Source organism: Belliella pelovolcani, assembly GCF_900156785.1.
Taxonomy (GTDB): Bacteria; Bacteroidota; Bacteroidia; order Cytophagales; family Cyclobacteriaceae; genus Belliella; species Belliella pelovolcani.
Window position 1 is genome coordinate 21,895 of record NZ_FTOP01000019.1, and the last position, 11,699, is coordinate 33,593.

Here is an 11,699-nt window from a genome sequence, read left to right on the forward strand (position 1 = left end):
CGTAAAACTTGGAATTACACTAAAATTGAACCGAAAACCATTAAAACTATTATATTTTTGTACATTAATTGCGAAATCATAAGTGATGCAATACAACCTCAAAGAACTATCAAACGGAATCAGAATCATTCACATGGAAGTCCCACATACGAGGATGGTTCATTCTGGATTTATATTAAACATTGGCAGTAGAGACGAAACCAAAGAACAGGAGGGCTTGGTACATTTTTGGGAACATATGGCCTTCAAAGGTACCAAAAAGCGGAAAGCTTTTCATATCATCAATAGATTGGAATCTCTAGGTGGTGAGCTAAATGCCTATACTACCAAGGAAAAGGTCTGCTTCTATGCCAGTGTGCTTAAAGAGCATTTCAACAAAGCGGCTGAGCTTCTCTGTGACATAACGTTCAACAGTACTTTTCCAGAAAAACAAATAGAAAAAGAGCGACAAGTCATACTAGAAGAAATGGCCATGTACCGAGACTCCCCAGAGGATTCTATTCAGGACGATTTTGACGAATTGGTTTTCGAAGGACATGCCTTAGGGAGAAATATCTTGGGCACTGAAGAGACAGTAGGTCGGTTTAGCCAGCAAGATTTTTTTGAATTCATATCTAGCAGGCTAGACACCACGCAGATTGTCTTTTCTGTAGTAGGCAATATCAGCTTCAAAAAAGTACTACAGCAAGTAGAAGGCTACTTAACTGGTATACCAGCTAAGAGAAGTCTTTATGTTAGAAATAGCTATGTTCAATACCTACCAAAAGTAAAGATCGTTGAAAAAGAGATTAGCCAAGCGCATTGTGCCATAGGCAAACCCGCTTACAGCCTCTATGACCCGAGGCGATTCAAACTCTACTTGCTCAATAATATCCTTGGGGGTCCTAGCATGAATTCTCGGCTCAACCTCTCTCTACGAGAAAAACATGGCTATGTCTACGCTGTGGAGTCATCCTATCAGACCTATTCTGACACAGGATTTATTGGGATTTTCTTTGGTACGGAAGAGAACACAGTCAAAAGAGCCAAGAAACTAGTCATGCGGGAAATGGAAAAGCTCCGTACCCAAAAGCTAGGTACCATGCAGCTACACATGGCCAAGGAACAAGCGATCGGACAGATGGCCATGGCAGAGGAAAATTACGCAGCCTTGATGCTGGTTTTTGGTAAAAACCTACTCGACAAAGGCAAAATTGATTCCTTAGATAGTATCTTTGATACGATTAGAAGTACTTCTGCTGAGGAGTTGTTGGACATTGCCAATGAAGTATTTGACCCAAATCAACTCAGCTATTTAACCTACTTACCAAAATAAAATGGAATTTATTGCTCCCGAACTCTTAGCCTATTGCGAAAGTCATACTAGTCAAGAAGACGAGCTCTTAAAGCATATCACCAGAGAAACACATGCTAAAGTCATGATGCCTCGGATGCTATCAGGACACCTTCAAGGGAAGGTACTCGAGCTTCTTGTGAAGATGCATAACCCGAAAGTAATTTTGGAAATCGGTACATATACAGGCTACTCGGGCATTTGCATGGCACGAGGACTATCAAAAGAGGGAAGGCTAATCACCTTAGATATCAATGATGAAATTGCCCCAATGGTAAAAAGATTTTTTGAAAAATCAGGTTTGGCTGCTCAAATAGACTACAGATTAGGAAATGCATTGGACATCATCCCAACCTTGAGTGGTAACTTTGACATGGTTTTTATCGATGCAGATAAAGCCAATTACATCAATTATTACAATCTAGTGATTGATAGAATGAACAAAGGAGGAATCATCATGGCAGACAATGTACTTTGGTCTGGGAAAGTATTGGTCGAAGAAGGAAAAAAAATCGACAAAGACACCAAAGTACTTCTGGAGTACAATCAGATGGTACAGGAAGACCCTAGAGTAGAGAATGTTCTCCTACCCATCAGAGACGGAATCATGCTAGCAAGAAAATTATGATCAAAAATCTGACTAAAACAACGCTGCTTTTTTTTTCCATGCTGACCTTTGTAAGCAGCTTGGCACAGGCGCAAATCCCTCAAGTTCCAAAAGAAATCCGTTTTGCTGACCTTACTCTGAAACTCAATGAACAAGCACGAAGGGAAATTCAGCTGGATGTAGATGCCCTACATAGAAATCAAAACTATTTCAAAACCAAGTTGGATAGGGTGAATCTATATATGCCATTTGTAGAACGAGAGCTGCAAGCTGCTGGCGTACCATTAGATCTTAAGTATCTCGTGATTCAAGAAAGTAGCCTGATTGCTGATGCGGTCTCTACCTCCAATGCAGTTGGATTTTGGCAGTTTAAAAAGGGTACAGCAGAAGAGGTTTTTTTAAGAGTTGATAATTTGATAGATGAAAGGAAAAATATCGTCTCCTCCACAAAGGGAGCTGCACTCTACCTCAAAAAGAATAATAGCCAATTTGATAATTGGATGTGTGGCTTGGTTGCTTATCAAATGGGTTTAGGTGGTGCTAAAGCCTACTTTGGCACCCAATATAATGGTAAAAAAGTAGTAGAATTAGATAGAAACACACATTGGTATTTCAAAAAGTTTCTAGCACACAAAATTGCCTTTGAAGGACAGATTGGAAGACTTGTATCCAATACAGGATATTTGGAAGAGGTCAGCGTCCAAGGACCTACTACTTTGAAAGCTGTAGCCGCTAGACTGCAAGTGACAGAAAATCACCTCAGAGAGTATAATAAATGGACCAGCAATGGTCAAATCCCTGGAGACAAAACCTATGCTGTAGTCTATTTAAAATCAGGTGCAGCGCCTAGCAGACCCGTTATCGCCTCCAATTCCACGGCAACAACCAGTTCTACTACTACTGCCCAAACCACACGGTACAGCCAAAGCCAACCAGGAAACTACCCTAAAGTCACAGGAAACACCCAAAGAGCTACTCAGCCCGATCAAATTAAGGTAAACAATATTGAAGCTGTACAGGCATCACAAGCTACTTCTCAAGAAAACTTTGCCGATCAAATCGGCATTAGAAAAGGCAAACTAAGAAGAGTCAATGACCTGAATAGAAAAGACAATATACAAGCTGGAGCATACTATTACACCAAAGCAAAAAATAGCAGTGCTGATGCAGAAATTCACATTGTAAGGCAAGGGGAAACACTTTGGTCTATCTCTCAGCTTTACGGCATCAAGCTTTCATCCTTGAAGGCCAAAAACAGAATTCGAAGTGATAGAAACTTAGTACCTGGAATGGTTCTTAACTTGCAAGAGCATAGGAAAAGAGGAGAAGATATCACCATTCTTCCCCTCAACCAGCAGAGACAATTGGGAATACAGCAACCAAGCACTACTCCAACATCGCCTGTTACTGTAACGCCTACATCAGCACCAGATCCTATTCCTGTAGCTTCCAATCCTGAGTCTAGTTCCCAAAGACTTACACATACGGTAGCTCAAGGTGAAAACCTATTCAGAATCAGTCAAAGATATGGCGTCAAAGTCGACGATATCAAAAAGTGGAACAACCTGAGCAATGACAATATCAGAGTCGGCCAAAAATTGATCATCATCAAGCCTTAATTCACAAACTCTCTTTTATCTTTGAGCCATGATCAAAAGGTTGCTTTTTATTCTTTTCTTACTCGCAGGGACGCTACAGTTGAGTCATGCGCAGGAAGAAATACAATTGGCTGACACTCTTGTCATCAATGGTGAGACCATCATCATGTTAGGTGACTCGGTGATCATCATTAGACCAGAAAAACCCGTCTATTGGAAAAAAGGGGGGAACTTTAACCTTAGCATTCAGCAAGTGAGTCTTAGCAATTGGTCAGCAGGCGGGGCAAGCAACATGGCGCTCAATACAGGCTTGAATCTCTTTGCCAATTTCAAAAAAGATGAAAAAATCTGGGACAGTAAACTAACTGTCAACTTTGGTTTCAATAGGCAAAGTGACCGGAGATTTGCCACGAGAAAAACCAACGACAACTTCCTCTTCATCAGCAAGTACGGTAGAGAACTTTCACCCAAGTGGTATTTGTCTACCCAAATAGAAGCGAGAACACAGCTACTAGGTGGCTATCGTTATTTTAGACCTTCAGGCGCGGAACAAGATGCAAGACAGCGAATATCTGATCTATTAGCACCAGCCTATATCCAATCTTCTACTGGTCTCAATTATAAAAAAGAGTATAAAAACAATGACAAAGTCTCTATCATTGCTTCTCCATTTACTGGTCGATTTACAGTAGTTCTAGACGATTCCTTGAGTAGAGCGGGAGCTTTTGGGGTTTTGCCAGGAGAATCGATCAGAGCCGAAGCTGGTATGTCAGTGAGCTCTTCTACAGATGTCCAAATCCTCGAAAACATACGCTGGCGAGCTGATCTCAACCTTTTCTCCAATTATGAAAGACTTGGAAACATGGTGGTCAACCTCAACTCTGTGATCAGTATGAAGGTCAACAAATACATCACAACAAGGATTGAAACTGTATTGATCTATGATGAGCGAGTTTTGATAACAAGGTCTGATGACACGCAAGGCCCAGCTATTCAACTTCAAAACCTGATAAACTTTGGGATTGGGATAGATTTTTAGGAATTAAAAATCAGTTTCTAGTCCAAACTTACGTTGTAGCTCTCTTAGTGGGGCGTGTTTCTCGAGTAGGTAATTTAACTTATCAGTGGACGTGTAGAGCCTTTTCCCTTCAGGCACAGCCTCTTCATGAATTTCAGAAAGAATGCTTACCGAATAATTATTCAGCTTCCTTCTTAACAATTGCTGCACTTCTCCACGGATTTTCCCAAAAATCTCCTCTTGAATTTCTCCATTAAGCAAGAAAGTAATTTGCTCTCCATCCAATCTAAAGGGCTGCTTAAAAACAGTCACTTCCAGATTTTTATGATTTGATTTAAACTCCTCTACCATCCCCTCCAAGATAGTCTTGAGCTTAGCTTCATCAAAAGTCTCTGTAAGCTGATTGACCTCCTCTTGAACTTGGGTTTCTGCTACAGTCTGTTTTACTTCTACCGGTCTTGCGGCGACAATTTTCTTTGTCTCTTCTATAGACTTGGGAATAGCAATGGTCTTTTGGACGGGAGTCTTTTTGGGACCAAATGGATTGGCATCCTTAAAAAGGCTTGGTGTCGCTTTTGAGTCAGAAGTTGATTGATTACTTAGGCTTTTTTTTTTGACTCTTCCTGAGCCAAAGCAGCCAAGGAGATGGCTTGATTGACTTTTGCTAATTTCATCAAAGCTAACTCTACATGAAGCCTTTGATTTTTAGAAGCCTTGTAGTGAATATCACACTGATTACAGATATTCATCGCAGTCAATAAAAATGACAGAGAAGCGTCTTGAGACTGCTGCAAATAGCGTTCTTTGGCAGATTCTGAAACTTCAAGTAGTTCTATAGTCTCTGAATCCTTGCAAACCATCAGATCTCTGAGGTGTTCATTGAGTCCTACGATGAAGTTGTGTCCATCAAAACCCTTCTTGAGAATCTCGTCAAAAATCATCAATACTTTGGAAATGCTTTCTTCAAGGAGTGCATCGACTACTTTGAAATAGTAGTCATAATCCAAAATATGCAAATTGGAAATCGTCTCTTGATAGGTAAGCTTATTGCCAGCAGAATAAGTAACAATCAGATCAAATATAGAAAGAGCATCTCTCAAAGCTCCATCTGCTTTGGTAGCAATCAACCTGAGCGCTTCTTCTTCTGATTCTATTTTTTCCTCCCCTGCGATGTACTTCAAATGATCTGCGATGTCTTTGATTTGAATTCTATTGAAATCAAAAATCTGACAACGGGAAAGAATCGTAGGGATGATTTTATGCTTTTCTGTGGTAGCCAAAATAAAAATAGCATACTTCGGTGGCTCTTCAAGCGTCTTCAAAAATGCATTGAAGGCTTGATTGGAGAGCATGTGAACCTCATCTATGATATAGACCTTGTATTGACCTTGCTGTGGTGCATAACGAACTTGCTCAACAAGATTCCTGATATCATCTACTGAGTTGTTGGACGCAGCATCGAGTTCGTGAACATTGAAAGAAGCGTTGTTATTAAAAGCCTTGCAGGAATCACAAGTGTTGCAAGCTTCAAAATCAGCAGTTAGGTTTTCACAATTGATGGTTTTGGCCAAGATACGAGCACAGGTAGTTTTACCCACTCCTCGGGGGCCACAAAAAAGGAAAGCTTGAGCCAGGTGATTATTCTTGATCGCATTTTTCAAAGTCGTGGTAATATGGCTTTGGCCAACCACGCTCTTGAAATTGGACGGTCTATATTTCCTGGCTGATACTACAAAATTTTCCATCACCGCAAGATATAAAATTATTGGAAACTAGTCCTCGCGGATTTTTAAAATCAGCGATTAATTTTTGACAATTGGCTGAATCTGTGAGGAAATAAATTTTGAAATTAGAAGTTCAATGAAAGGCCTGTTCGAAAAGAATAGATCACATTGGTAATCGGTACTATTGGTCTATCCTCGTAGGAAATTTCAAAAGTATTTGTGATGGCAAACTTCTCCGTGAGTTTGGTATTCAAAATGGTCGAATTACTAATTCGGTGCCTAAAACCCGAAATACTTCGATCATAGCCTACTTGGTAATAATTGACCATATTGAAATCTACATATTCATTGATTGTAGCACGGACACTGATGTAATTAGAACTTTTAAAAAAATTGACCTCTATGAATTGTTCCTCGTTGGGCACTTGCCACTTTTCAAATTCATACATACCTCCTATACCATAAAGGAAAGACAATTTCTTAGTTTTGATCAAGCTATGCCTGACAGAGCCTCCTACTATCCACCTTGGATCTAATCCACGAAAATTATCAAATGAATACTGGACGAAAGTCTCATAATTGACAGCTTCCTCTCTGAGAAAATTTGCTCGTGCATGAACCATCCCAAAATTCAAGAAATCAGAATCGTTGATTTTCAAATAATCAAACTTAGAAATAAACATATATCCATGCTTACCTGGATAGTATAGTGCATTGAGATCGACATTGTAACCAAATAGATTTACTGGATCATCTGCTGCGGCACTTCTATTGTAGACATTTAATCCTGCATTTGCTTTGAAGAGAAAAACTTTGGAGGTGTCTTTTTGAAGTCTGGATCTTTCGATGTTCAAGATTTGACCTTCTGTATAGAATGGCAATAGCAATAAGAATAAAAAGAAATGTCTCTTCAAAACGGTTTTGGTTTTTGATGAAATACAAAGTTTTTGAATTTTGCTTCGGAAAACAAATTTGAGGAGATTGAATGTGCGGTGGATAATGTACCAAGTACAATGACTGTTCGAAAACGTTTCAAATATATAGTCCAAAATCTTCCAATTTTTTAATTTTTCAATCCAAAGCCCAATTCACAAAAAAGTGATTTATCCTCATACCTTAAAACTTTTCAACTTTCCCAACCTTATAACTAGAAGCAGGAACTTTATTTCCCTTATATTTGTCCTCCTGTTTGAAAGTAATGGGGCTGACCGGTTTTGACAGTAGGTGTAAGGATCGGGCTCGCATGTCAGGTGGAGTATGTACGTCTGTGAATAATTCATACAAACTATAATTGGCGAATCTAATTACGCCATGGCTGCCTAATCTATCCCTTAGGGGACCTAGATAATGCTTAAAGGGTTGAGTTTCGATAGATACTCCCCGGCCACATCTCACCAACCGTTGCACTGTCCGGTTGGAATTGAGGTGTCGACTGACAGCGCTGCTCCTTGTGAGGCTACTAAGCAAGGCTAAGATTAGTGGATAAGCTGTTGTCCGGTGTGTCACCCAGCAAACAACAGTCGAAAAGCCAACAGGTGACTAAACATGTAGACGGTACGGTGTTTCCCTATCTGGACGCGAGTTCGAATCTCGCCAGCTCCACTTAAAAAAGTTGAACTCCCCCAATTCTCAAAGGGAATCAGGGGAGTTCAACTTTTATTAATTTATTTTGATTTTAACCTCGCATCAAAAATTGATTTAAGTTCCGAAATAAGTATTCAATTCCTCTACCATGGACGACTTATCATGAAGGTCTTTGATTACTTTCCCTTTTTCCAGCAGGACAATCCTATCACAGAGATCTGTTACATGATTGAGGTCATGGCTGGAAATCAAAAAGGTGATTTGCGAACGCTCCTTTTCTTGTAGAATCAGTTTTTTCAATCTCACTTGTGAACTTGGATCCAAATTTTCAAATGGTTCATCCAGCAATACCACTTCTGGATTACCCATCATGGCTGCAGCGATACCCACTTTCTTGGTATTCCCTTTGGAAAGATCTCGAAGGTATTTCTTTTTGCCTCTGATCTCGTCATTGAAGAGCTCTTCAAACTTATTCAAATGCTCTTCCAAATCCTCCTCTGAAAGGTTATAGATTTTTCTCAAAGTCTCAAAATATTCATCTGCTGTCAAGTAAGATAGTAGCATATGCTCATCTAAATATGCTCCTACACGACGCTTCCAGTCTTCGGATTTGCTTACATCTGTCTCATCAAGTAAAACCCGGCCAGATGTGGCCCTTACTAAATCTAGGATAATTCTAAATAGGGTAGTTTTACCAGCCCCGTTATTACCCACTAATCCAAAACATTCTGCTTTAGGAATTTCAAGAGATGCTACGTCCAATACGACAGCATCTTTATATTGCTTTTTAAGGTCTTGAATCGTTATCATAGTTCTTGTCTAAATGCTGAAGAAATTTCGTACCTATTTTTTAAAATTTTATTCACTGGAAGAGAAGATAGATAGGGGGAAAATACAATCCCTACCAAGCCTGTAATCGCCAATGCTGCAAGTCCTGCATATTGATTGACCAAAAGGGCAAAAGGGAAATATACGGCATAAGGGCCAAGAAATATGGGCAACATCATCAGAAACTGTGCAATACCCACTCCCTCATAATTGAACATCGCTCCCTTGTTCAAATCCATTGGCTTAGGCTTCCATAAAGAGAGATACACAACCAAATGAATCACAACGCCCATATTAAACAGGAAAGTAGCGATATGAATCAAAAGGATATCTAATCCAAAATAGACATAAGGAACTGACGCTAGAAAACATAAGGCCGATGTCACCACAAAAAGTAAGTACTTCCCTCTTACCAAAGCCTCGACTCCACCTCTTCTTTGAAGAAAGAAATCAAAATTAGCTGAATTCCAACTCAAAAAGAGCTGCCCGTATTGAAGCATGAAGATACTGGTAATAAAAGTGCCCACAAAAATAAACATATGGCTAAAACCTGCTTCAGCCTGATAGGCTGGGTTGGTATAGAAAATCAATCCATAAAGCAAGAAGAATCCCGCTAGCATCAAATAGGTTCTACTTTTCTTGTGCCTAATGATCAGCTTCCACTCTAAGTTGGCCAACTCACCTGCTAGTCCAAATCTATTGAAAATCCCAAAACTTGAATTCGCAAACTTCACTTCCTCATCCTTGGCTAAATCTTCCAAGTAGGCATTTTGATAATAATAGCTGTAAGCTAGTCTATACAATGCTATGCAGATGACAAACATGACTGCGACAGGGACAGGCGAAGTAAGTGAATAATCAAATACAGGCTTCATCAATTCTCCAATATTAAACCAACCATAATAATTGGATCCAACACCAAGTAAAAGCACTACGAAAATCACTGCTAATCCCGTGAAGCTATCTTCAAATTTCTGCTTGAACCAAAGCATCAACCAATGTAAGGACCAACTGGTAAAAAGAATACAGAACAACCAAGACCATCCAGCCCCATCTCCAAACCTCGGCATTACTTCTTTGAAAGCAAATGGCCCAAATATCAGGAATGCAATCAAAGTCAAAGGAGAAATGAAAGACCTTGCCAAAAGGAAATTAATGATCCTACTTTTTCGAATAGGAAGATGAAGAAACCTCTCTAATTCGATTACTGGTAGCTTTTGAGTAAAATACCGATACATGAATTCCGCCAAAAAGAAGTAAATCAAATGGGCACTCACTGCAACGTAAGCATCGGGCTGATTGAATCCCTTCTCTACTACTTCCTTAAGGAAAAAACCTAACAAAAGCAGATAAGAAAGCAGGATGACCCCCAATAAACCTAAAAACAAAGCGACCAATACCGACTTGGCAAAAGAAGTGGAGCGCATTGTTTTCAGTAATTCCAATTTAATCAATTGTAACATCATAGGCTAGGTGTTCAATTTTGCAACAATTTTATTTTAGACCGGAATGAAGATAAAATAGAATTATTACTATTCAAGGGAATTATTTTATAAGTTTAATTTTTTCACAAAAACGCTATCCAATAGTCATTGAAATTTTTCAATGATTCGGAGAAATATATTTTTTGGAAACCATGTTAAAATTTCAAAATCAAATCTAAATTTGCTCGGTTTTTGCGCTGATTGCTAAAACTTTATACCCCTTTCTATACTGAATGAAGAAAATCTTCTTGCTGTCTTCCATGATAGCGCTGACCACTTGGTCGACCTTTGCACAGACTAGTCCTGACTCTGTCAAAATTTTCCGATTAGAGAAAGAATTGGAAGTACTCAAAAACTACAACGAAAGCCTTCAGCAAAACCTTGAGCTGACCAACAAAGCCCTCAACGACCTGATTATTGATAAAAACATTACTGATGAGACAAGGTGGATATCTCTTCGCTCCAGCATCGTCCATTCTACTCAGATCTACAAAAAACTCAGCGATGACATCATCAACTTGAAGTCCCGAATGACTGATCAGGAGTACCAAGGATTTATCAATTCCCTAGGAAGCATAGAAGGTGGCCCTTTGGGTTTTTCTTTGGAAGAAGTCATCATGGAGTCCGCTAAGAAAATCGGCATATTCGAGACGAAAACCAAAATGGATAGGTTTCTTGAGATCACCAACAGTATCGTGGCAAGTCCGCTGACACAAGGGGTACCTTTTGTATCCCAAGCTTTTTTCGCCTCCAACTCCCTAATCAATGTAGCTTACAGCTCTATGTTGACCGAGAAAAAACCTGATTTTCAAAAATTGGGTAAGTTTGAAAGTGAGCTGAACAAGTATCTTGTGTACTTCTCAGCACTGGACAAAGCCAATGCCATCAACCAGTCTTCCAATAATGACAGGATCGTACTCTTAGAAAATCTTCAGCTGGAGTTACTGGGGAAACTTAAGAAAGATGCTGCCAAACTGGGATACAACACCCCTGATAGGATGTCCTCTGAGTCTTTGGATGCTTATTTCAACAGGGTTTTGAGTAGTTTTTCCAAAGAATATGTAGATCTCTACCTGAACCAAATAGAGCGCAAATACAGAAACAGTGCAGGAAAAATCAACTATGCTAACCTGATCCAAAATGAAACAGAGCTGAAAAATTACAGCAATCAGGTCAATGGCACGGTGGAATTGGCTAAGAAGTTTATCCTCTACTATGACAACTTCTTTGAATTGGCTGACAACTATCACCTCAAGGTACTTGAGGCACTTGAGTTGGCAAACAAAAACAATATCATTCAGGCTAAAAAAGGAAACGGACCTACTGAAACTCCTCAACAGGTCTATGAAAAAATCACCCAAAACCTGAAGGATAAAAAAATGATTCGTGACAATGGCATCAAAGCGAGTATCAACATCGCTGACCTCAAACAGAAAATTGAGAAGGTGGATGAATTCAGGTTCCTTTAGGATTGATGTTGTAGTATTTCGGTTGAATTCATCCGACTCTTAAAACAGGGGCTC

General features: G+C 39.5%; 10 protein-coding genes and 1 other RNA gene. 6 read left to right on the plus strand and 5 right to left on the minus strand.

The window, feature by feature from the left end; genetic code table 11:
* Positions 1-85: 85 nt before the first annotated feature.
* From BW935_RS16115 to BW935_RS16130, 4 genes are read left to right on the plus strand one after another with little or no spacing between them, the layout of a single operon-like run.
* Positions 86-1,315 (plus strand): M16 family metallopeptidase, encoded by a 1,230-nt coding sequence (locus BW935_RS16115; protein WP_076502821.1) that lies wholly within the window; start codon positions 86-88, stop codon positions 1,313-1,315.
* A 1-nt stretch (position 1,316) separates the two neighbouring features.
* Positions 1,317-1,961, plus strand: coding sequence for an O-methyltransferase (locus BW935_RS16120; protein ID WP_076502822.1), 645 nt, complete (start codon positions 1,317-1,319; stop codon positions 1,959-1,961).
* A complete protein-coding gene (locus BW935_RS16125) occupies positions 1,958-3,559 on the plus strand; it encodes a LysM peptidoglycan-binding domain-containing protein (RefSeq protein WP_076502823.1) in 1,602 nt (533 codons plus the stop codon). Before BW935_RS16120 ends, BW935_RS16125 begins: the two co-directional genes overlap by 4 nt.
* Before the next feature lie 28 nt (positions 3,560-3,587).
* Entirely contained in the window at positions 3,588-4,577 is a 990-nt protein-coding gene (locus tag BW935_RS16130) for a DUF3078 domain-containing protein (RefSeq protein ID WP_076502824.1), read from the plus strand.
* Positions 4,578-4,580: 3 nt separating this feature from the next.
* Here BW935_RS16130 and BW935_RS16135 read toward each other — a convergent pair whose 3' ends face one another.
* From BW935_RS16135 to BW935_RS16145, 3 genes are all read right to left on the minus strand, one after another.
* Positions 4,581-4,907, minus strand: a complete 327-nt coding sequence (locus BW935_RS16135) for a hypothetical protein (RefSeq protein WP_245802724.1) — start codon at positions 4,905-4,907, stop codon at positions 4,581-4,583.
* Between the two features lie 248 nt (positions 4,908-5,155).
* On the minus strand, positions 5,156-6,301 hold the full coding sequence (locus BW935_RS16140) for a DNA polymerase III subunit gamma/tau (RefSeq protein ID WP_076502826.1): 1,146 nt from the start codon (positions 6,299-6,301) through the stop codon (positions 5,156-5,158).
* Between the two features lie 104 nt (positions 6,302-6,405).
* Positions 6,406-7,194 carry a DUF481 domain-containing protein gene (locus BW935_RS16145; RefSeq protein ID WP_076502827.1) on the minus strand — a complete coding sequence of 263 codons (789 nt, stop codon included), beginning with the start codon at positions 7,192-7,194 and terminating at the stop codon, positions 6,406-6,408.
* A gap of 286 nt (positions 7,195-7,480) precedes the next feature.
* Here BW935_RS16145 and ssrA point away from each other — a divergent pair.
* Positions 7,481-7,885: a transfer-messenger RNA gene (gene ssrA, locus BW935_RS16150) on the plus strand.
* A gap of 93 nt (positions 7,886-7,978) precedes the next feature.
* On the opposite strand, the gene BW935_RS16155 is transcribed toward ssrA, so the two are convergent.
* Together BW935_RS16155 and BW935_RS16160 are read right to left on the minus strand one after the other, a co-directional pair.
* Positions 7,979-8,674 (minus strand): ABC transporter ATP-binding protein, encoded by a 696-nt coding sequence (locus tag BW935_RS16155; RefSeq protein WP_076502828.1) that lies wholly within the window; start codon positions 8,672-8,674, stop codon positions 7,979-7,981.
* Positions 8,671-10,158: a DUF5687 family protein gene (locus BW935_RS16160; protein WP_076502829.1), complete on the minus strand. Its 1,488-nt coding sequence runs from the start codon at positions 10,156-10,158 to the stop codon at positions 8,671-8,673. Before BW935_RS16160 ends, BW935_RS16155 begins: the two co-directional genes overlap by 4 nt.
* A gap of 251 nt (positions 10,159-10,409) precedes the next feature.
* Between BW935_RS16160 and BW935_RS16165 the strand changes: the two genes are divergently transcribed.
* Complete coding sequence (locus BW935_RS16165) at positions 10,410-11,645, plus strand: hypothetical protein (RefSeq protein ID WP_076502830.1); 1,236 nt, start codon at positions 10,410-10,412, stop codon at positions 11,643-11,645.
* The last annotated feature ends 54 nt before the right edge of the window (positions 11,646-11,699 follow it).